Raw genomic sequence first — 21179 nt, forward strand, 5'->3', positions numbered from 1 at the left:
TAACCGAGTTGCCTGATCGGTGTTAACTGCGAGTCGCGAATAGCGATTTGACAGGTTAATGACAGGCATGTAACTTAATCAAGTTGCCGCAAGGAAACGCACAATGGCGGTCGCTCGCAGAGCGATTTGACAGAGCGGAAACAAGCGCGTAACTTATAAGGGTTGCCCCGGATCACAGCCTAAGAAGCTGTGAGCGGTGCGCGTCCGAACCTTGAGAACTCAACAGTGTGCCACATAGTCGATGCCAAAAACTCCGGCATCTCGGCGAAAGAGCTTTGCTCTGACAATGAGATGCAGGATTCCTTTGGTAGACAACGAAATGTCAGTGACATTTTGTTCGAAGCTAGAGATTAAACGGTTCTTCGGAACCACTTCGTTATGTAAGTAGACCGGCTTGCCGGATTGCTAATAAACATTCACGGAGAGTTTGATCCTGGCTCAGGACGAACGCTGGCGGCGTGCTTAACACATGCAAGTCGAACGGTGACCCTGGAGCTTGCTCCGGGTGATCAGTGGCGAACGGGTGAGTAACACGTGAGTAACCTGCCCCAGACTCTGGGATAACATCGGGAAACCGGTGCTAATACCGGATACGAGACGAGATCGCATGGTCATCGTCTGGAAAGATTTATCGGTCTGGGATGGACTCGCGGCCTATCAGCTTGTTGGTGAGGTAATGGCTCACCAAGGCGACGACGGGTAGCCGGCCTGAGAGGGCGACCGGCCACACTGGAACTGAGACACGGTCCAGACTCCTACGGGAGGCAGCAGTGGGGAATATTGCACAATGGGCGCAAGCCTGATGCAGCGACGCCGCGTGGGGGATGAAGGCCTTCGGGTTGTAAACCCCTTTCAGTAGGGAAGAAGCGAAAGTGACGGTACCTACAGAAGAAGCGCCGGCTAACTACGTGCCAGCAGCCGCGGTAATACGTAGGGCGCAAGCGTTGTCCGGAATTATTGGGCGTAAAGAGCTCGTAGGCGGTTTGTCGCGTCTGCTGTGAAATCCCGAGGCTCAACCTCGGGACTGCAGTGGGTACGGGCAGACTAGAGTGTGGTAGGGGAGACTGGAATTCCTGGTGTAGCGGTGGAATGCGCAGATATCAGGAGGAACACCAATGGCGAAGGCAGGTCTCTGGGCCACTACTGACGCTGAGGAGCGAAAGCATGGGGAGCGAACAGGATTAGATACCCTGGTAGTCCATGCCGTAAACGGTGGGCACTAGATGTGGGGCTCTTTCCATGAGTTCCGCGTCGCAGCTAACGCATTAAGTGCCCCGCCTGGGGAGTACGGCCGCAAGGCTAAAACTCAAAGGAATTGACGGGGGCCCGCACAAGCGGCGGAGCATGCGGATTAATTCGATGCAACGCGAAGAACCTTACCAAGGCTTGACATATACCCTTTATCCCTAGAGATAGGGAGTCCTTCGGGGGGGTATACAGGTGGTGCATGGTTGTCGTCAGCTCGTGTCGTGAGATGTTGGGTTAAGTCCCGCAACGAGCGCAACCCTCGTCCTATGTTGCCAGCACGTAATGGTGGGGACTCATAGGAGACTGCCGGGGTCAACTCGGAGGAAGGTGGGGATGACGTCAAATCATCATGCCCCTTATGTCTTGGGCTTCACGCATGCTACAATGGCCGGTACAATGGGCTGCGATACCGTAAGGTGGAGCGAATCCCAAAAAGCCGGTCTCAGTTCGGATTGAGGTCTGCAACTCGACCTCATGAAGTTGGAGTCGCTAGTAATCGCAGATCAGCAACGCTGCGGTGAATACGTTCCCGGGCCTTGTACACACCGCCCGTCAAGTCACGAAAGTCGGTAACACCCGAAGACGTCGGCCTAACCCTCGGGAGGGAGACGTCTAAGGTGGGATTGGCGATTGGGACTAAGTCGTAACAAGGTAGCCGTACCGGAAGGTGCGGCTGGATCACCTCCTTTCTAAGGAGCACTTGGCGCTCTTCGGAGCGTCCAAATCTCGTTTCGTTCTCATACGTAGAACGGCGAGAGCTCATGGATGGAACATCGACGTGGCAGTGATGGATAGACCACTCACCAAGTACGCTCTAGGGCTGGAACGCGTGAGTGAGAAGGAAGTCGCTGCATGGCACACTGTTGGGTCCTGAGGGATCGGGCGAAAGCTCACCTCAGGCTGGCCGCAAGGCCGGCTGGACGGACCACCGGATCTGGATGAACCACCTCGCTATGCGGGGCAGGCGCCAGTGGTAGGTGGGCCCGCCCGCACCTTGAGAACTGCATAGTGGACGCGAGCATCTTTGATTTCTGTAGTCAAGTTTTTAAGAGCACATGGTGGATGCCTTGGCAGTGGGAGCCGAAGAAGGACGTTGTAGCCTGCGATAAGCCTCGGGGAGCTGGCAAACAAGCTTTGATCCGAGGATGTCCGAATGGGGAAACCCCGCTGGAGTCATGTCCAGTGACCCTCGCCTGAACACATAGGGCGAGTGGAGGGAACGTCGGGAAGTGAAACATCTCAGTACCGACAGGAAGAGATATTCCGTGAGTAGTGGCGAGCGAAAGCGGAAAAGGCCAAACCGTCAGCGTGTGATAGCCGGTAGGCGTTGCGTTGGCGGGGTTGTGGGACCTTTTGGAGAGAGCTACCGCTCTTTCAAGGAGTCAAAAATCCGTGTAATAGTCGAAGGGCATTGAAAGGCCCGGCACAGAGGGTGTGACCCCCGTAGACGAAATTGCACGGACTCCTGAGAGTCATCCCAAGTAGCACGGGGCCCGAGAAATCCCGTGTGAATCCGCAGAGACCACTCTGTAAGCCTAAATACTACCCACTGACCGATAGCGGAACAGTACCGTGAGGGAAAGGTGAAAAGTACCCCGAGAGGGGAGTGAAATAGTACCTGAAACCGTGTGCTTACAATCCGTTGGAGCCTCCCTAGCAGGGGTGACAGCGTGCCTTTTGAAGAATGAGCCTGCGAGTTAGTGGTACGTGGCAAGGTTAACCCGTGAGGGGCAGCCGTAGCGAAAGCGAGTCCGAATAGGGCGTCTGAGTCGCGTGCTCTAGACCCGAAGCGAAGTGATCTATCCATGGCCAGGTTGAAGCGCGGGTAAGACCGCGTGGAGGACCGAACCCACTTGGGTTGAAAACCGAGGGGATGAGCTGTGGATAGGGGTGAAAGGCCAATCAAACTTCGTGATAGCTGGTTCTCCCCGAAATGCATTTAGGTGCAGCGTTGCGTGTTTCTTACCGGAGGTAGAGCTACTGGATGGCTAATGGGCCTCACCAGGTTACTGACGTCAGCCAAACTCCGAATGCCGGTAAGTGAGAGCGCAGCAGTGAGACTGTGGGGGATAAGCTTCATAGTCGAGAGGGAAACAGCCCAGAACACCAACTAAGGCCCCTAAGCGTGTGCTAAGTGGGAAAGGATGTGGAGTTGCACAGACAACCAGGAGGTTGGCTTAGAAGCAGCCACCCTTTAAAGAGTGCGTAATAGCTCACTGGTCAAGTGATTCCGCGCCGACAATGTAGCGGGGCTCAAGTACACCGCCGAAGTTGTGTCATTCACACATTGCCTGATCTTCGGATCCAAGCGTGTGGATGGGTAGGGGAGCGTCGTGTGGCGAGTGAAGTCGCGGGGTGACCCAGCGGTGGACGCCACACGAGTGAGAATGCAGGCATGAGTAGCGAAAGACGGGTGAGAAACCCGTCCGCCGAATGATCAAGGGTTCCAGGGCCAGGTTAATCCGCCCTGGGTAAGTCGGGACCTAAGGCGAGGCCGACAGGCGTAGTCGATGGACAACGGGTTGATATTCCCGTACCGGCGAAGAACCGCCCATGCAGAGGCGGATGATGCTAAGCGCCCGATGCCACTTAACCCTTCGGGGAGCGGTGGAGTAGCGCGCGACCCAAATCCGTAGTAAGCAAGCGTATTAACAGGGGTGACGCAGGAAGGTAGCCAGGCGTGGCGATGGTAGTCCACGTCCAAGGTTGTAGGGCGAGTCGTAGGCAAATCCGCGACTCACATAGCCTGAGAGCTGATAGTGACCGCAATAGCGGGAAACTGGTGATCCTATGCTGCCAAGAAAAACCTCGGCGCGAGGTTCTAGCCGCCCGTACCCCAAACCGACTCAGGTGATCAGGTAGAGAATACTAAGGCGATCGAGTGAATCACGGTTAAGGAACTCGGCAAAATGCCCCCGTAACTTCGGGAGAAGGGGGGCCTGAGGCGTGAAGGAACTTGCTTCCGGAGCGTTTGAAGGCCGCAGAGACCAGGGAGAAGCGACTGTTTACTAAAAACACAGGTCCGTGCGAAGTCGCAAGACGATGTATACGGACTGACGCCTGCCCGGTGCTGGAAGGTTAAGAGGATGGGTTAGCCGCAAGGCGAAGCTCAAAATTTAAGCCCCAGTAAACGGCGGTGGTAACTATAACCATCCTAAGGTAGCGAAATTCCTTGTCGGGTAAGTTCCGACCTGCACGAATGGCGTAACGACTTCTCCGCTGTCTCAACCGTGAACTCGGCGAAATTGCACTACGAGTAAAGATGCTCGTTACGCGCAGCAGGACGGAAAGACCCCGGGACCTTTACTATAGCTTGGTATTGGTATTCGGTGTGGTTTGTGTAGGATAGGTGGGAGACTTTGAAGCCAATACGCCAGTATTGGTGGAGTCATTGTTGAAATACCACTCTGATCACTCTGGATATCTAACTTCGGTCCGTAATCCGGATCAGGGACAGTGCCTGGTGGGTAGTTTAACTGGGGCGGTTGCCTCCCAAAGAGTAACGGAGGCGCCCAAAGGTTCCCTCAGCCTGGTTGGCAATCAGGTGGCGAGTGCAAGTGTACAAGGGAGCTTGACTGTGAGACTGACAGGTCGAGCAGGGACGAAAGTCGGGACTAGTGACCCGCTGGTGGCATGTGGAAGCGCCAGCGCTCAACGGATAAAAGGTACCCCGGGGATAACAGGCTGATCCTGCCCAAGAGTCCATATCGACGGCATGGTTTGGCACCTCGATGTCGGCTCGTCGCATCCTGGGGCTGGAGTTGGTCCCAAGGGTTGGGCTGTTCGCCCATTAAAGCGGTACGCGAGCTGGGTTTAGAACGTCGTGAGACAGTTCGGTCCCTATCCGCTGCGCGCGCAGGAAATTTGAGAGAATCTGACCCTAGTACGAGAGGACCGGGTTGGACGAACCTCTGGTGTGCCAGTTGTTCCGCCAGGAGCATGGCTGGTTGGCTACGTTCGGAACGGATAACCGCTGAAAGCATCTAAGCGGGAAGCCGGTCTCAAGATGAGATTTCCATGAGATTCGTCTCGAGAGGCCCCCAGTAGACCACTGGGTTGATAGGCCGGATGTGGAAGAGAGGACTAAAGACTCTTGAAGCTGACCGGTACTAATAGGCCGATAACTTGACTTTTTTCAATGTGCTATGCGTCCACTATGCGGTTCCCGAGATACGGTCGGGTAACTGATATCTCAATAGAGTTTCCGCTGTCATAGCGAGAGGGAAACGCCCGGCTCCATTCCGAACCCGGAAGCTAAGCCTCTCAGCGCCGATGGTACTGCACTCGTGAGGGTGTGGGAGAGTAGGTCGCAGCGGGACATTCTTTCTACGAAGGGCCGCCCAATGCTGGGCGGCCCTTCGTCATTTCTGTGAGAATGTTCACCAGCAACAGCCCTTTGAAGGGATCGGAGAGTCATGTCTCATCGACACGACGACAGCGGAGACGACGAGCAGCGCCCCGGAGGCTCTGGCGAAGGCACGCCATCGAGCTCGGAGCGCAAGTCCCCTCGCAAGAGCGGACCCACACGACCACCAGCCATCGGTGGACCTCGCCGCGGCGCGGGTGATTCCGCACGCGGCGGCTTTGGCGCGCCCGCACGCGGACGCTCGGGAGACGACCGCGACGCGTCGCGGTCAGGCGGAGGCACAGGCCGGCCCAGTCGTGACAGCGAGGGCCGGCCTCCGCGAGGCGACAGTGCCGACCGCCAGCGCGGCGATTCCCGCGGTGACCGCCCCGAGCGCGGCAGCCGGCCTTCACGGGACGACCGTCCGCCTCGTTCGGCAGGCGGCGCACGGCCCGATCGATCAGACCGTTCTCCACGCAGCGACGGCGGCGGTGGCACACCATCGCGTGACTCGCGTTCGCGGGGGACGGCCCCGAAGCGCGACGCCGGCACAGGCGGCTCGAGCCGCTACGGCCGTCCTGACTCTCCTCGAACGGACGGGCGCTCCGGCGACCGCTTTTCGCGAGGCTCCTCTGACTCACGTGGGCGGCCTGCATCGCAGGTTCGGGGCGACTCCCGTGCCCGTCCCGATGCTCGAGGACGTCCCGACAGGGGCGACCGCCCCTCGTACGGTGCTGCCGGCGGTGGCTCGGGGAGCAGGGACGCTGTCCGTCGAGACGACCGAAGGTCGGAGCGAGATGAGGGCGGTTCGCGTCGCGGTGACCGTTCCATGCAGCGGCCCGTCGTGGAGGCGCCCGAGATTCCCGACGAGATCGAGTTTGGTCAGCTGGACCGCGAGGTTCGGCAGCGACTGCGCACGCTCAGCAAGGACAACGCCGAGGACGTGGGCCGTCACCTGATCATGGCCGGGGCGTTGATCGAGGTCGACCCCGAGCTCGCCTACCGGCACGCGCAGGTCGCGCTTCAGCGCGGGGGACGGGTCGACGTCGTACGCGAGGCCAACGCGCTCGCCGCTTATGCCACCGGTCGCTACACAGAGGCGCTCCGAGAGCTCCGCACCGTGCGCCGGCTCAACGGTTCTCACGAGTACCTGCCGCTGATGGCGGACTGCGAGCGAGGACTCGGCCGGCCCGAGCGTGCGATCGACCTCGCACGGAGCGACGACGCCGCCGCGCTCTCGGAGCACGCACGCGCGGAGCTCGAGATCGTGGCCGCCGGTGCGCGGCTGGATCTCGGCGACGTCGAGGCGGCACTGGTGGCGCTCCGGCGCATCACCACCACCGACGACGACCTGCGCACCCGCGTGAATGAGGCGACGGTGCCCGTGTTGCGCGCTCTCGGCCGGGACGCTGACGCGGATGCGCTCGAGGCCGGTCTCGCGACCGTGGACGAGGACGGCGAGATCGAGTTCGATGTGACCGTCTACGACGTGGCGGAGCTTCCCGAGCCCGTCGACGCAGGGGACGCCAACGATGATGACAGCAAGGATGACGACACGACGGGGAAGTCCTGATGAGCGAATCTAGCCTGCTCGGCTCCGCGACCGCACTCTCGAGCGCCTTCGATGCGGCCCTGGTGGACCTCGACGGGGTGACGTACCGCGGCCCCCATGCGATCGAGTCCGCGCCGCCCGGCCTGGCAGCCGCCCGTGAGGCGGGCATGCGAGTCGTGTTCGTGACCAACAACGCATCCCGTGAGCCTCAGACCGTGGCCGATCACCTGACCGAGCTGGGCATGCCCGCCAGCGCATCCGAGGTAATGACCGCCGCGCAGGCCGTCGCTGCCCTCATGTTGGAGAGCCTCACCGAAGGCTCCACCGTCTACGTGGTGGGTGGCGCCGGACTGCGCACTGCGGTCACCGAAGCGGGCTACGAAATCGTGGATTCGGCCGATCCGGTGCCCGATGCGGTGGTGCAGGGCTTCTCGCCCGATGTCTCCTGGCGCGAGCTCGCCGAGGCGTCGTACGCGATCCGCGGGGGCGCTCGGTTCTTCGCTTCGAACAAGGACCTGACCATTCCCAACGACCGCGGGGTGGCGCCGGGCAACGGCGCGCTGGTCAACGTGGTGGTCACCGCGACGGGCGTGGAGCCGCCGGGAGCCGGCAAGCCCGAGCCCGCGATGTTCCGCCTCGCAGCAGCGAAGGCCGACGCCGAACGTCCCATTGTGATCGGTGACCGGCTTGACACCGACCTCAAGGGCGCCCGCGCCGCGGGCTTCCCCGGGCTGCTCGTGCTCACCGGGGTGGATGGCGTGCGCGAGGCGATTCTGGCGCCGGCTACGGAGCGGCCGTCGTTCCTCGGCCGGGACCTGTCCGCGCTTGCGGTCCCGCACCCTGCGCCTGAGCGCGATGGTGACCGCTGGCGCGTGCGCGGCGCGACCGCTTGGGCCGCGGCGGGAGAGCTCCGAGTCGACGAGGCGGATGCCGGCCCAGATGGCCTCGACGGCGCTCGCGCCGCCTGCGCCGCCGCCTGGGCCGCGGCGGATGAGGGCCGTGATCTGAGGGTTGAGGTGACTCCCGGCGTGGAGGTACGCTCCCATCATGGGTGAACTCAAAGACCAGCGCGAGCCCCTGGGCGAGGTGAAGTACCCCGCCGAGGTCCGCGAGGCGCTCGCCGCCGTCACGGAGCTTCCCGACGACCTCGACAAGCAGGCCGAGTTCTTCGACAAGATCCAGGACTCGCTGTCCACGCGCATGCGCGAAGAGCAGTAGAGACAGCTACGCCATCAGCGCAGTAGGACACCCATGCGCTTAGACCGTGCGCTGCATGCGCGCGGGCTGGCACGGTCCCGCTCTCACGCTCAAGAGCTGATCGCCGCGGGCGCGGTCACGGTCGACGGCACCGTCGCGGTGAAGCCCGCCCAGCCCGTCCACGAAGAATCCCGGCTCGCCGTCGCGCCCGACGCGGGCCACTACGTCTCGCGGGCCGCTCACAAGCTGATCGGCGCGCTCGACGAGTGCGCGCGGCACGGTCTCGTGGTCGAGGGCAAGCGGGCCCTCGACGCGGGCGCGTCCACGGGTGGCTTCACCCAGGTGCTGCTCGAGCGCGGCGCCGCACACGTGCTCGCCGTCGATGTCGGCCACGGCCAGCTCGCGCCCAGCATCGCCGCTGAACCGCGGGTGAGCGTCCGGGAGGGCGTCAATGTGCGCGATCTCGATGCTTCGTCCACCGGAGCCGGGGTCGACCTGGTGGTCGCGGACCTGTCCTTCATCCCGCTTCCGCTGGTGATCCCCGCGCTCGTCGACTTCGCCGGCCCGGGAGCGGATCATGTGCTCATGGTCAAGCCGCAGTTCGAGGTGGGCCGCGGACGCCTAAGCGCGCGAGGGGTCGTGACAGACCCGGCTGCCCGCGCATCGGCCGTCCGGGGTGTCGCCCAGGCGATGGCAGATGCGGGCCTCACCGTTCACCGCGTGGCGCGCAGCACGCTGCCGGGCCCGCAAGGCAACGTGGAGTTCTTCGTCTGGGGCTCGTACCTCTGGCAGGCTAGGCACGATGACGCGCACACGCGTCCCGTACTCGAGGGCGAGACCCTTGAGGGGGCCATCGCACGCGAGGTGAAGGGAGAAGCATGACCCGCAGGATCCTGATCGTCGCGAACCCGCACCGGCCTGAGACTCTCGAGGCCGGAGACGAGGTGGCGCGCGTGCTCGCGGACGCGGGCATCGAGTCCTGCACCGACTTCACACCCGGGGTGTCGCCTCCCATCGAGGCGGCGATCGTGCTCGGCGGCGACGGCACTATGCTGCACGCCGCGCGCCAGACGCACGGCACAGACATCCCGCTGCTCGGCGTCAACCTCGGTCGCGTGGGGTTCCTCGCCGAACTTGAGCGGGAGGACGTCGCGTCCGCTGCTCAAAGGCTCGCTGCGGGCGACTACACCGTCGAGGAGCGCCGCACTCTCAGCGTGATGGTCACGGGGCCCGATGGCACCGAGGAGCACGGCTGGGCGCTGAACGAGGCCACGCTCGAGCGCGCGAACCGGCTGCGCACCCTGGAGGTCATGCTTGCCGTCGACGGCGAGCCGCTGTCGAGCTTCGGCTGCGACGGTCTGGTGGTCGCCACCGCCACCGGCTCGACCGCTCACGCGTTCTCCGCCGGTGGCCCCGTGCTGTGGCCAGACGTGGACGCGCTGCTGCTCGTGCCTCTCGCAGCGCACGCACTGTTCGCGCGACCGCTGGTGGTGGGCCCGTCGTCGTCGTTCGCCATCCAGGTCGTGCCCGGCTCCGAGTCCTCCGGCCAGGTGGTGCTCGACGGGGCGCGCAGCATCCCGGTGGACCGCGGCTGCGTGGTGGACATCCGGCGGGGCGATCACACCGTCAAGCTCGCACGCATGTCCGATGCTCCCTTCACCTCGCGGCTCGTCCGCAAGTTCTCGCTGCCCACGGACGGCTGGCGCGGTGAGCGTTCGCATCCCAAGCCGATCGGGCGCGAGATCAACGGACAGACGTGGTCGGTGCGCGACGAGACCACGCCCGGATCGGCACCGCTCCGTGCCAGCGGTCCCGATGAGGACGGTTGATCCGTGCTCCATGAACTGACCATCGCCGACCTCGGGGTGATCGAATCCGCGCGGCTCGAGTTCGGCCCTGGACTCACATGCGTCACGGGCGAAACCGGCGCGGGCAAGACCATGGTGCTCACCGGGCTGGGCCTGATCCTGGGTGCGAAGACCGTGCCCGCCACGGTGCGCACCGGCGCGGAGGCTGCCGTCGCCGAGGCCGTCATCGACGTGCCGGCAGCGGGGCCGCTGGCCGAGCGCCTCGCCGATGCGGGGGTCGCGGTCGACGACGACGGCTCGGTAGTGGTGGCACGCACCGTGGGCGCGACCACGCGCTCTCGGTCGGTGATGGGCGCGCGCACGGTGCCCCAGAGCCTGCTGGCCGAGGTGGCCGCAGAGCTGGTGACCGTCCACGGGCAGTCGGATCAGGTGCGCCTGCGGTCGGCGGCGCGCCAACGGGACACGCTGGACGCCTATGGGAGCAGCGAGGTGATGTCCGCGCGTCGCGACTACGCGCACGCATGGGACGCGTGGATTGCCGCCGCCGACGCCCTGCACCGCATGCAGGAGGGCGCGGACGCCGAGCGGGCGGAGGTGGCTCGCCTGCGGGACGATCTGGCCGCAATCGACGAGCTCGCTCCACAGCGAGGTGAGGACGAGGCGCTGGTAGCCGAGGCGCAGGTGCTCGAGAACGCTGAGGCGGTGCGCACCGGGACGGCAGCCGCGCACGCCGCCATCGCAGGTGACGACGAGGTGACCGTCGTGGCGGTCCTGGAGGCCGCGCGCCGCGCGCTCGCGGACGCCGCTCGCCACGACGTCACCCTTGCGGCGCTCGAGGAGCGCCTCGCCGAGTTCTCGTACGGCGCGACCGACGTCGCAGGCGAGCTCGCGTCGTACCTGGACCGGCTCGACGCCGACCCCGGGCGTCTGGACGACATCAACCAGCGCCGTTCCGACCTCGCGACGCTCATGCGCCGCATCGGCGTGCCGGACGTCGACGCGGTGCTCGAGTACGCCGAGGACGCCCGTCCGCGGGTGGCGCAGGACGACGCCTGGGACGAGACCCTCGCGGAGCGGCGCGACGACGAGGCCCGCACCCGCGCCGCCCTCGAGACGGCCGCGCAGGCCCTGCACGAGGTCCGCGCCGGCGCCGGCAGCCGCCTCGCTGCCGCAGTGCGCGAAGAGCTGTCCCGCCTCGCGATGCCCGATGCCGATCTAGCTGTTCAGGTCGAGCGCATCGAGCCGACCGCTCACGGCGCCGACGCGGTGACCATGACCCTCGCCTCGCACCCTGGCGCCCCGCATCGGCCGGTGGCCGAGGCCGCTAGCGGGGGCGAGCTGTCGCGCATCATGCTCGCCATCGAGGTATCGCTCGCAGGCGCGGACAGCGGCGCTGCGAGCGGCCCTGAGCACGCGAGCCGCACGTTCATCTTCGACGAGGTCGACGCCGGGGTGGGAGGCAAGGCAGCAGTGGCCGTCGGCAACCGACTCGCCGAGCTCGCACGCACGCACCAGGTCATCGTCGTGACCCACCTCGCCCAGGTGGCGGCCTTCGCCGACACCCATGTCGTGGTCGCCAAGGCCACCGACGGTGCGGTGACGCGCGCTCAGGTGGGTGCCGTCGACGGCGAGGCACGGGTGCAGGAGGTCGCGCGGCTGCTGTCGGGACAAGAGGACTCGACGACTGCACGCGCCCATGCGCTTGAGCTGTTGGAGGGCTCCGCCGTGGCACGATGACGGCATGAGTCGCTCCGACCGCACCACGCACGCGGACGACGGCACCGTCACCGGCGCACTGCGCATCGAACCCAGCGTGAGAACGCTGCTTCGACGCCTGCGCCCGGGCGATGTCGCCGTCATCGACATTCTCGACCTCGATCAGCAGTCCGCCGAGGAGATCGCGGCGCGCCGCCCAGCGGCCGTCGTCGACGTCAAAGCGTCGATCTCCGGCCGATACCCGACGGGCGGCCCGCGCGTCCTGCTCGAGGCGGGCATCCCGCTGATCGACGAAGTCGGCGGTGCCATCCTCGGCGCCAAGGACGGTGCGGGCGCTACCGTATCGGGCTCGCAGGTGCTGGTCGACGGCACCGTCATCGCCGAGGGTCGCGAGGTGACCGCGGATGTCCTCGCGGACGCCATGCAGGACGCGACCGAGGGCATGCGGGTTCAGCTCGCGACCTTCACCGCGAATGCGATGGATCACGTGGAGCGCGAGGCGGACACGATCCTCGACGGCGCCGGCCTTCCCGACGTCGGCCTGGACCTCGAGGGGCGTCACGTCGTGGTCGTCGCTCCCGGCTACCGCCACCGCGAGCAGATCGCCTCGATTCGGCGCTACATCCGCGACCATCGCCCCATCCTCATCGCGGTGGGGCATGCGGCCGATGCGACCCTCGAGCTGGCATCGGCACCCCACCTCATCATCGGCGACGTCGACGGAGTCGGGGACGATGCCCTGCGCTCCGCGGACCGCGTGCTGCTGCACGAGCCGCGGGGGGGCGCCTCCGGACAGGCCCGCATCGATGCGCTGGGCCTCGCCCACTCGGTGTCGGACTCGGCGCTGTCCTCGACGGCGCTCGCGATCCTGCTGGCGCACAACCAGGGAGCATCCGTGATCGTCACGGTGGGGGTCGAGTCCTCACTGCAGGACTACCTGGATACTTCCCAGGCCGACGCCTCCGGCACGTTCCTCGCGAGGTTGCAAGCCGGCACTAGCATCGTCGACGCGCCGGCGCTCGCACAGGTGTACCGGCACCGCTACTCGCCGCTGACGCTGGTGCTGCTCGTCGTCTCGGGGCTGCTCGCGCTCGCCGCGGCCGTCGGGTCGACGCCCGCCGGGCGGGCCTGGGCCGAAGACTTGTGGTCGACGGCCACCGCATGGATCGGAGGCGCATGATGAAGGATTTCCGCTACCACGTGGTGTCACTCATCGCGGTGTTCCTCGCTCTCGCGGTGGGAGTCGTGCTGGGATCCGGGCCGATGCGGGACGCGCTCGTGGGCGACCTGTCCGATCAGATCGCCAGCCTGGAGCAAGAGGCAGAATCGGCGCGCGCGGATGCGGACGCCGCCATGGCGCAGACCACCACGGCCCAGCAGTTCGCCGATGAGGCCGCACCGGCGCTGTTGTCGGACACGCTCACGGGGGTCTCCGTCGCGACAGTCGAGGTCGCGCAGCCCGCCCCGGAGGATGGCGCCGGCGTCCGCGATCGCCTGGTGCAGGCGGGCGCGACCGTGGCGGGAGAGATCGTGATCGAGGAGGCATGGGCGGACCCTGATCAGACTGCGTTCCGCTCGTCGCTCGCGTCCACCATGGCGCCCAACGTGGTGGGAGTCGACGCGGAGTCGTCGCCGTCGGCGGTGCTGTCGCACGCCCTCGCACAGGCGCTGATGCCGGGGCTGCTGCCGCCGGGATCCACCGAGGCAGACCTCGCCGACACCGACTTCCCCGACCCCGCCAACGCCGCGGAGCGCTCCGCGCTGCTGCTGGACCTGCTGGTGGAGGCCGACCTGGTCTCCGGCACCGCCACCGAGCCCATCGAGTCCTATGTGTTCGTCGCCGGCCCGGGAGCCTCGGACGAGGATGCGCGCGCCGAGCTGTCGGGCGCTCTTGCCGCGACCGCCGTGATCCTCGCCGAGTACACGCCAGGAGTGGCGGTGGCCTCTGGGCCCGACGCTCCCGGGGACCTGCCGAGCGCGGTGCAAAACTCTCCGGACGCATCGGCTGTCGTGGCGACTGTGGTCGAGGGCACCGACCAGTACGGTCAGATCACCGTGCCGCTCGCGGTGGCGCAGGCCTTCGCCGGCACCGTGGATCACTACGGACCGGGGGAGGGGCGCACGCTCGTTCCGAGGCCTCAGCCGTGACCGATCGATGACTCGTCGGCTGCGTCGCGGCTCACGCGCCGCGAATCGCTGTTAGTGTTGAAGCCCGTGGAGCGAACGCGATTCTCGTCCGGCACGGACCATGTCACCCGTCACATCTTTGTCACGGGAGGCGTAGTGTCCTCCCTCGGCAAAGGCCTTACTGCATCGTCCTTGGGGCGCCTCTTGCGTTCGCGCGGACTGCGCGTCACGATGCAGAAGCTCGATCCCTATCTCAATGTGGATCCGGGCACCATGAACCCCTTCCAGCACGGCGAGGTCTTCGTCACCGACGACGGTGCCGAGACCGACCTGGACATCGGTCACTACGAGCGATTCCTGGACGTGAAGCTGTCCGCCAGCTCCAACGTGACCACCGGACAGGTGTACTCGCAGGTGATCGCCAAGGAGCGGCGCGGCGAGTACCTGGGCGACACCGTCCAGGTCATCCCGCACATCACCGATGAGATCAAGCGCCGCATGCGCGATCAGGCCGGCCCCGAGTGCGACGTCATCATCACCGAGGTCGGCGGCACGGTGGGCGACATCGAGTCGCAGCCGTTCCTCGAGGCAGCGCGCCAGATCCGCCATGACGTCGGCCGCGACAACGTGTTCTTCCTGCACGTGTCGCTGGTGCCGTACATCGGCCCTGCGGGCGAGCTCAAGACCAAGCCCACTCAGCACTCGGTGGCGCAGTTGCGCTCGATCGGTATCCAGCCCGATGCGATCGTGTGCCGCGCGGATCGCGAGATCCCTCAGGCGATGAAGAACAAGATTGCGCTCATGTGCGACGTCGAGAACGAGGCGGTGGTCACCGCCAAGGACGCGCCCAGCATCTACGACATCCCGCGCGTGCTGCACTCCGAGGGGCTCGACGCATACGTGGTGCGCCGCCTCAACCTGCCCTTCCACGACGTCGAGTGGGGAGCGTGGCAGAAGGTCCTGGACCGCGTGCACCGCCCCGCGCACGAGGTCGAGGTCGCGCTGGTCGGCAAGTACATCGATCTTCCGGATGCGTACCTGTCCGTGGGGGAAGCGCTGCGCGCCGGTGGCTTCCACCACAACGCCAAGGTGAGCATCCGCTGGGTCGCCTCCGACATGTGCCAGACGCCCGAGGGCGCCGAGAAGCAGCTGGGCGGCGTGGACGCCGTGCTGGTGCCAGGAGGATTCGGCGTGCGTGGCGTGGACGGCAAGATCGGCGCGCTGCGCTGGGCCCGCGAGAACCGCGTGCCGACGCTCGGCATCTGCTTGGGGCTCCAGACCATGGTCATGGAGTACGCCCGCAACGTGTTGGGTCTCGAGGGCGCCTCGAGCTCCGAGTTCGATCCCGGCACCCCGCACCCTGTGGTGGCGACCATGGAGGAGCAGCACGAGTTCCTCGACGGCGCGGGCGACATGGGCGGCACGATGCGGCTGGGCGAGTACCAGGCCGTGCTCAAGGGCGGCTCAGTGGCCGCCGAGACGTACGGCACCACTGCGGTCGGCGAGCGCCACCGCCACCGCTACGAGGTCAACAACGCCTACCGCCAGCAACTCGAGGACGCGGGCCTGGTGGTGTCGGGGGAGTCTCCCGACCGCGAGCTCGTCGAGTTCGTCGAGTTGCCGCGCGAGACGCACCCGTACTACATCTCCACTCAGGCTCACCCCGAGTTCCTGTCACGCCCCACGAAGGCGCACCCGCTGTTCGCCGGGCTCATCGGCGCCGTGCTCACGGCCCGGGAGGCGGCGTCCTCCGTGGCCACCGAGCCTGCGCCCGCGTCCGCCTGATGGCGGATACTCTCGCGGACGTTCCCGGATCGCGCCCCGTTCTCGCCACCCACGAGCGCTTCCAGGGGCACGTGTGGGATGTCGCGAGCGACGAGGTTGACCTCGGCGAGTCCGGGGTCGTCACGCGCGACTACCTGCGCCACACCGGCGCTGTGGTGATCATCGCGCTCGACGACCAGGACCGTGTGTACCTGGTGCGTCAGTACCGCCATCCTGTGGGCGCCGAGTGCTGGGAGCCGCCTGCGGGACTGCTCGACGTGGGCGGCGAGGCCCCGGTCGATGCCGCGCGTCGCGAACTGCACGAGGAGGCGGACCTCACCGCGGACCAGTGGCACACGCTTGTGGACTACTGCCCGTCCGGCGGCTCCAGCTCCGAGACGGTGCGGGTGTTCCTCGCCCGCGGCATCGCGTCCGTCGCGGAGGCGGACCGTCACGAGCGCCGCGACGAGGAACGCGACATGATCGGCGCCTGGGTGCCTGTGGACGATGCGGTCGAGGCCGTCATGGATGGCCGCATTCGTTCCTCGTCGGCGGTAGCAGGCTTGCTGAGCGCGGATCGCGCGCGTCGCGACGGCTTCGCGACGTTGCGCGTGGCCGATGCGCCCTGGACGCGTCCGGAGGCGACCCGCCTGCAGCGGTGACGTGTCGTCAGCGCTGAGTGGTACCTAGCCGGGAGCGACGGGCGAACGGCGCGAGCTGAGTTTGTAGTGTGCCGCGGAATGAGCAGCGGTGAGCGCGCCCACTCCCACGAGGTGAAGCCCGACGAGCACCTCCGGCAGTCCGGTGAAGTACTGCGCATACCCGATGATGCCTTGGGCGAGAGTGACTGCCAGGAGAGCGACCCACGCGCGGCGAACCTCGTCCCGATCACCTTCAGACCGGTCGTGCCGCACCCGCCAGATGATCCACGCGAGTACGGCGACGAACGCCCACACCGCAAGTGCGTGGGCCCGCGCGATCAAGGCGGGATCGAGAGCGAGCCGCTCGGTCGCGTCGGCATCTCCGGAGTGCGGCCCCGCACCCGTGGTGAGGGCGCCGAGGATGAGCAGCACCACGAGAAGGAGAGAGGACACGCGAAGCGGCCACCGCATCGGCCGTCCGTCGCGCCGGGGGGCGCGTCGGTACTGCAGGGCCAGCCACACCGAGTACCAGACCAGCAGGGCGGACAGCAGCAGGTGCGGGGCGACCACCAGCGGGTGCAGGTCGACCAGCACAGTGATGCCGCCCACGACGGCCTGGATGATCACGCCGATCCCGGGCACGAGACCCAGCCACTTGAGGTCCGGACGGTTGCGCCACACAGCGATCGCGACGCCGAGGGCCACGATCACCAGCACGAAGGTGAGTAGCCGATTGCCGAACTCGACGGCGGGATGGAGCCAGTTCTCGGCGTAGAACTCGGGGGTGAATCGGCCCGGCTCGCAGTGCGGCCACGTCGAGCATCCCAGTCCTGATCCGGTAAGGCGCACCACACCGCCGGTGACGATGATGCCTGCCTGGGCTATCACGTTCGCGATCGTGAAGCCGCGACCGTGCCGCGCGACGAAGTCGAGGAGGCGGGTGAGCACGAAACCATCCTAGATCGCGCTCCCGGGCGGCCTTGCCACGCTCGCGCCCCTCGTCAGAGGTGACCAAGGTACGGCGAGAACGGCGCTGACAGGCGTCGAAGTGACCAACTCTGGGGAATTACGCAACACCCAAGTTAGGTATCCCTTGCTTGCGGGGAACTATTTCGGCAACGAAACTGTTCACTGGACGGAAGGAGTGACACTTGGGCAACGACACCACCCGGGACCGTGTTCTGGGCCTGATCGCCACCGCCGGTCCCATCACCGCCTCGACCCTCGCGGTCGAGCTCGGCGTGACCTCGGCTGGGGTGCGACGGCACCTTGGCGCGCTCTCCGAGTCCGGACTGATCGAGGAGCACGAGCCTGCGGGCACGCATGTTCGCGGTCGCGGACGACCGGCCAAGTCCTACGTCGCCACCACCGAGGGCCAGCAGTCGCTTGCGACGGCGTACACCTCGGTCGCGGTCGACGCCATGGGCTTCATGCGCGAGCACGGCCAACTCGATGAGTTCGTCGCGGCCAAGTCGGCCGAACTCGAGCTCGCGCTCTCGGCCGCCGTCCCCGCCGGAGCGCCGATGTCCGAGCGTGTCGCCGCGCTCTCGGGCGCACTCGCCGAAAGGGGCTTCGCCACCTCCGTGCGGCCCGGCCCCGGCGGCTACACCGTCCAGCTGTGCCAGGGGCACTGCCCCATCCAGTCCATCGCCGAGGAGGCACCGGAGTGGTGCGAGGCCGAAACCCGCGTCTTCTCCCGCGTTCTCGACGTCCACGTCCAGCGCCTGTCCACCCTGGCAGGCGGCGCCCACGTGTGCACCACAACCATCCCCGTCGCAGCAGCGGCGGTCAAGGAAGGATGACAATGAGCACTCCCACCGACAAGGCCCCCACGCAGACCGACGAGGAGATCATCGACTCGATCGGTTCGTACGAGTTCGGATGGCACGACTCGGACGCCGCCGGCGCGATCGCGGCTCGCGGCATCTCTGATGACGTCGTGCGCAACATCTCGGCGCTGAAGGACGAACCCGAATGGATGCTGAACCAGCGTCTCAAGGGCTACAAGCTGTTCGGCAAGAAGCCGATGCCGCACTGGGGCTCCGACCTCTCCGGCATCCACTTCGACAACATCAAGTACTTTGTGCGCTCGACCGAGAAGCAGGCCACCAGCTGGGAGGACCTGCCCGACGACATCAAGCGCACGTACGACAAGCTCGGCATCCCCGAGGCCGAGAAGCAGCGCCTGGTCTCCGGCGTCGCCGCGCAGTACGAGTCCGAGGTCGTCTACCACCAGATCCGCGAGGACCTGGAGGAAAAGGGCGTCATCTTCATGGACACCGACACTGCGCTCAAGGAGCACCCTGAGCTCTTCGAGCAGTACTTCGGCACCGTGATCCCCGCTGGCGACAACAAGTTCGCCGCGCTCAACACGGCCGTGTGGTCCGGCGGATCCTTCGTGTACGTCCCCCCGGGCGTGCACGTCGACATCCCGCTACAGGCCTACTTCCGCATCAACACGGAGAACATGGGCCAGTTCGAGCGGACGCTGATCATCGCGGACGAGGGCTCGTACGTGCACTACGTCGAGGGCTGCACCGCGCCGATCTACACGTCCGACTCGCTGCACTCCGCAGTCGTCGAGATCATTGTGAAGAAGAACGCACGCGTGCGCTACACGACCATCCAGAACTGGTCGAACAACGTGTACAACCTCGTCACCAAGCGCGCCACGGCCGCTGAGGGCGCCACCATGGAATGGGTCGACGGCAACATCGGCTCGAAGGTCACCATGAAGTACCCGGCGATCTGGCTGCTCGGCGAGCACGCTCGCGGCGAGACGCTGTCGATCGCCTTCGCCGGCGAGGGCCAGCACCAGGACGCGGGCGCCAAGATGGTGCACGCGGCCCCCAACACCTCGAGCTCGATCGTCTCCAAGTCGGTGGCGCGCGGCGGCGGTCGCACCAGTTACCGCGGTCTCGTCCAGGTGCTCGAGGGCGCCAAGGGCTCCAAGTCCAATGTGCTGTGCGACGCGTTGCTCGTCGACCAGATCAGTCGCTCGGACACGTATCCCTACGTGGACGTGCGCGAGGACGACGTCAGCATGGGCCACGAGGCATCCGTGTCCAAGGTGTCCGAGGACCAGTTGTTCTACTTGATGTCCCGAGGCATGACCGAGACCGAGGCCATGGCCATGATCGTGCGCGGGTTCGTCGAGCCCATCGCGCGCGAGCTGCCGATGGAGTACGCGCTCGAACTGAACCGCCTCATTGAACTGCAGATGGAAGGATCCGTCGGTTGACCGTCACCGATCACACCCAAGCCACCACTGACGCCGCGCACACGCACGGCCTCGCCGCCTCCGTGCCCGACGCGTCGCGTGCGGACCGCCCCACGTCCTTCGACGTGGACGCGTTCGCGATGCCGACCGGGCGCGAGGAGGACTGGCGGTTCTCCGCCGTCCGTGACCTCGCACCCGTCCTCGCGGACGTCGAGGCCGGCGGCACGCTGGACTGGGATGTCCCCGACCTCCCCGAAGGCGTCACGCTGACCGACCTGGACGCGGCAAGCGCACGTGAGCGCTCCGTCCGCGCCCCGGGCGACCGCGCATCGGCCGTCGCCGCTGCCCACTCCGGTGGCGCGAAGGTGCTGGCGATCGCGCCGGGCACCATCGTGGACAAGCCCATCACCATCACGGTGACCGGGCACGGCGCCGACGCTCGCGGCCATCTGCTGGTCGAGGCCGGCACCAACTCCGAGGCCGCGGTCGTCATCGAGCGCAAGGGCTCGGCGACGTACTCCGAGTTCGTCTCGGTGGATCTGGCCGCCAACGCGGGGCTCAAGTTGGTCCTGCTCCAGATGTGGGAGGCCGATGCGGTCCACGCCGGAGAGGTCGTCGCCCGGCTCGGGCGTGACTCGCGCTTGCGCGGATCGGTCGTCACTCTGGGCGGCAAGGTCGTTCGCCTCAACACCTCGGTGGCATTCGCCGGCGAGGGTGCCCGGGTGGACCTGTTCGGCCTCTACTTCGCCGACTCCGGCCAGCACCAGGAGCACCAGCTGTTCGTCGATCACGCGGTGCCGCGCTGCACCTCGCGCGTCACCTACAAGGGTGCGCTCGCGGGAGCCACGGCTCGCACCGTGTGGATCGGCGATGTGCTGATCCGCAAGGAGGCCGAGGGCACCGACACCTACGAGCTCAACCGCAACCTGGTGCTCTCCGACGGCGCGCGTGCCGACTCGGTGCCGAACCTCGAGATCGAGACCGGCGAGATCGCGGGAGCAGGACACGCGTCCGCGACCGGCCGTTTCGACGACGAGCAAATGTTCTACCTGCGCTCGCGCGGCATCTCTGAGGACCTCGCCCGCAAGCTCGTGGTGCGCGGCTTCTTCGCGGACCTCGTGCAGGAGATCGGCGTTCCCGAGGTCGAGGAGGGCCTCATGAAGGCGATCGAGCTCGAGCTCGAGCACGTCAACGAGGAGCTCTCGGAGGACTCGCATGGCTGAGCAGTACGCGTGCGACGTCACGTCCCTTGAGCCGGGCGCTGCCCTGCAGACCGAGCTCACCCTCGCTGACGGCACGGACACGCCGGTGGCCATTGCGCGGTCCAGCGACGGCGACTACTACGCCATCGGCGGCATGTGCACGCATGGCGAGGTGCCGCTCGGCGAGGGCGATGTCGACGGCACTCACGTCGAGTGCTGGGCGCATGGCAGCAGGTTCGACCTCCGCACGGGCGTGCCGGATGAGCTGCCCGCAGTCGAGCCCGTACCGACGTACCCCGTCCGCATCGACGGCGAGCGAGTGCTCGTCGACGTCGACAACCCCCTGACTTCTTAAAGAT

The 21179-nt window shown here is 66.1% G+C and carries 15 protein-coding genes and 3 rRNA genes; 17 read left to right on the top strand and 1 reads right to left on the bottom strand.

What is annotated here, in order from left to right; genetic code table 11:
- Positions 1-415 precede the first annotated feature (415 nt).
- The 13 genes from ACNI3K_RS09845 to ACNI3K_RS09905 all read left to right on the top strand — a co-directional run bounded on the left by ACNI3K_RS09845 (position 416) and on the right by ACNI3K_RS09905 (position 16419).
- A 16S ribosomal RNA gene (locus ACNI3K_RS09845) occupies positions 416-1937 on the top strand.
- 346 nt (positions 1938-2283) lie between these two features.
- Positions 2284-5381, top strand: a 23S ribosomal RNA gene (locus ACNI3K_RS09850).
- 69 nt (positions 5382-5450) lie between these two features.
- Positions 5451-5567: ribosomal RNA gene (rrf, locus tag ACNI3K_RS09855) — 5S ribosomal RNA — on the top strand.
- The 16S, 23S and 5S rRNA genes sit together here, the layout of an rRNA operon.
- Before the next feature lie 855 nt (positions 5568-6422).
- Entirely contained in the window at positions 6423-7166 is a 744-nt protein-coding gene (locus ACNI3K_RS09860; protein ID WP_419391721.1) for a tetratricopeptide repeat protein, read from the top strand.
- Complete coding sequence (locus ACNI3K_RS09865; RefSeq protein WP_419391722.1) at positions 7166-8200, top strand: HAD-IIA family hydrolase; 1035 nt, start codon at positions 7166-7168, stop codon at positions 8198-8200. The genes ACNI3K_RS09860 and ACNI3K_RS09865 overlap by 1 nt, the downstream gene beginning before the upstream one ends.
- A complete protein-coding gene (locus ACNI3K_RS09870) occupies positions 8193-8363 on the top strand; it encodes a hypothetical protein (RefSeq protein ID WP_419391723.1) in 171 nt (56 codons plus the stop codon). The genes ACNI3K_RS09865 and ACNI3K_RS09870 overlap by 8 nt, the downstream gene beginning before the upstream one ends.
- A gap of 33 nt (positions 8364-8396) precedes the next feature.
- Positions 8397-9224, top strand: coding sequence for a TlyA family RNA methyltransferase (locus ACNI3K_RS09875; protein ID WP_419391724.1), 828 nt, complete (start codon positions 8397-8399; stop codon positions 9222-9224).
- Positions 9221-10171: an NAD kinase gene (locus ACNI3K_RS09880; protein WP_419391725.1), complete on the top strand. Its 951-nt coding sequence runs from the start codon at positions 9221-9223 to the stop codon at positions 10169-10171. Before ACNI3K_RS09875 ends, ACNI3K_RS09880 begins: the two co-directional genes overlap by 4 nt.
- A 3-nt stretch (positions 10172-10174) precedes the next feature.
- On the top strand, positions 10175-11887 hold the full coding sequence (gene recN, locus ACNI3K_RS09885) for a DNA repair protein RecN (RefSeq protein ID WP_419391726.1): 1713 nt from the start codon (positions 10175-10177) through the stop codon (positions 11885-11887).
- 4 nt (positions 11888-11891) lie between these two features.
- The gene (gene steA / locus ACNI3K_RS09890; RefSeq protein ID WP_419391727.1) at positions 11892-13046 is read left to right on the top strand and encodes a putative cytokinetic ring protein SteA; all 1155 of its coding nucleotides are present in this window, start codon (positions 11892-11894) and stop codon (positions 13044-13046) included.
- On the top strand, positions 13043-14014 hold the full coding sequence (locus ACNI3K_RS09895; protein WP_419391728.1) for a copper transporter: 972 nt from the start codon (positions 13043-13045) through the stop codon (positions 14012-14014). Before steA ends, ACNI3K_RS09895 begins: the two co-directional genes overlap by 4 nt.
- 66 nt (positions 14015-14080) lie before the next feature.
- Entirely contained in the window at positions 14081-15778 is a 1698-nt protein-coding gene (gene pyrG / locus ACNI3K_RS09900) for a CTP synthase (RefSeq protein ID WP_419391729.1), read from the top strand.
- On the top strand, positions 15778-16419 hold the full coding sequence (locus tag ACNI3K_RS09905; RefSeq protein ID WP_419391730.1) for an NUDIX domain-containing protein: 642 nt from the start codon (positions 15778-15780) through the stop codon (positions 16417-16419). The genes pyrG and ACNI3K_RS09905 overlap by 1 nt, the downstream gene beginning before the upstream one ends.
- A 24-nt stretch (positions 16420-16443) precedes the next feature.
- Here ACNI3K_RS09905 and ACNI3K_RS09910 read toward each other — a convergent pair whose 3' ends face one another.
- Entirely contained in the window at positions 16444-17346 is a 903-nt protein-coding gene (locus ACNI3K_RS09910; RefSeq protein WP_419391731.1) for a COX15/CtaA family protein, read from the bottom strand.
- Between the two features lie 203 nt (positions 17347-17549).
- On the opposite strand from ACNI3K_RS09910, the gene ACNI3K_RS09915 reads away from it, so the two are divergent.
- Genes ACNI3K_RS09915 through ACNI3K_RS09930 form a run of 4 tightly spaced genes read left to right on the top strand, consistent with a single transcriptional unit; the run spans position 17550 to position 21175 of the window.
- On the top strand, positions 17550-18200 hold the full coding sequence (locus ACNI3K_RS09915; RefSeq protein ID WP_419391732.1) for a helix-turn-helix transcriptional regulator: 651 nt from the start codon (positions 17550-17552) through the stop codon (positions 18198-18200).
- Positions 18201-18202: 2 nt separating this feature from the next.
- The gene (sufB, locus tag ACNI3K_RS09920) at positions 18203-19639 is read left to right on the top strand and encodes a Fe-S cluster assembly protein SufB (RefSeq protein WP_419391733.1); all 1437 of its coding nucleotides are present in this window, start codon (positions 18203-18205) and stop codon (positions 19637-19639) included.
- Complete coding sequence (sufD, locus tag ACNI3K_RS09925; protein ID WP_419391734.1) at positions 19636-20841, top strand: Fe-S cluster assembly protein SufD; 1206 nt, start codon at positions 19636-19638, stop codon at positions 20839-20841. The genes sufB and sufD overlap by 4 nt, the downstream gene beginning before the upstream one ends.
- Entirely contained in the window at positions 20834-21175 is a 342-nt protein-coding gene (locus ACNI3K_RS09930) for a Rieske (2Fe-2S) protein (protein WP_419391735.1), read from the top strand. Before sufD ends, ACNI3K_RS09930 begins: the two co-directional genes overlap by 8 nt.
- Positions 21176-21179: the final 4 nt, after the last annotated feature.

This window comes from Demequina ureilytica (assembly GCF_048553575.1).
GTDB lineage: Bacteria > Actinomycetota > Actinomycetes > Actinomycetales > Demequinaceae > Demequina.

Excerpts from the sequence above, each read along its gene's own strand:
- ACNI3K_RS09875 (WP_419391724.1), top strand. The coding sequence starts at position 8,397 with ATGCGCTTAGACCGTGCGCTGCATGCGCGCGGGCTGGCACGGTCCCGC.
- steA (WP_419391727.1), top strand. The coding sequence starts at position 11,892 with ATGAGTCGCTCCGACCGCACCACGCACGCGGACGACGGCACCGTCACC.
- ACNI3K_RS09865 (WP_419391722.1), top strand. The coding sequence starts at position 7,166 with ATGAGCGAATCTAGCCTGCTCGGCTCCGCGACCGCACTCTCGAGCGCC.
- ACNI3K_RS09905 (WP_419391730.1), top strand. The coding sequence starts at position 15,778 with ATGGCGGATACTCTCGCGGACGTTCCCGGATCGCGCCCCGTTCTCGCC.
- ACNI3K_RS09880 (WP_419391725.1), top strand. The coding sequence starts at position 9,221 with ATGACCCGCAGGATCCTGATCGTCGCGAACCCGCACCGGCCTGAGACT.
- ACNI3K_RS09870 (WP_419391723.1), top strand. The coding sequence starts at position 8,193 with ATGGGTGAACTCAAAGACCAGCGCGAGCCCCTGGGCGAGGTGAAGTAC.
- ACNI3K_RS09895 (WP_419391728.1), top strand. The coding sequence starts at position 13,043 with ATGATGAAGGATTTCCGCTACCACGTGGTGTCACTCATCGCGGTGTTC.
- ACNI3K_RS09930 (WP_419391735.1), top strand. The coding sequence starts at position 20,834 with ATGGCTGAGCAGTACGCGTGCGACGTCACGTCCCTTGAGCCGGGCGCT.
- sufB (WP_419391733.1), top strand. The coding sequence starts at position 18,203 with ATGAGCACTCCCACCGACAAGGCCCCCACGCAGACCGACGAGGAGATC.
- ACNI3K_RS09860 (WP_419391721.1), top strand. The coding sequence starts at position 6,423 with ATGCAGCGGCCCGTCGTGGAGGCGCCCGAGATTCCCGACGAGATCGAG.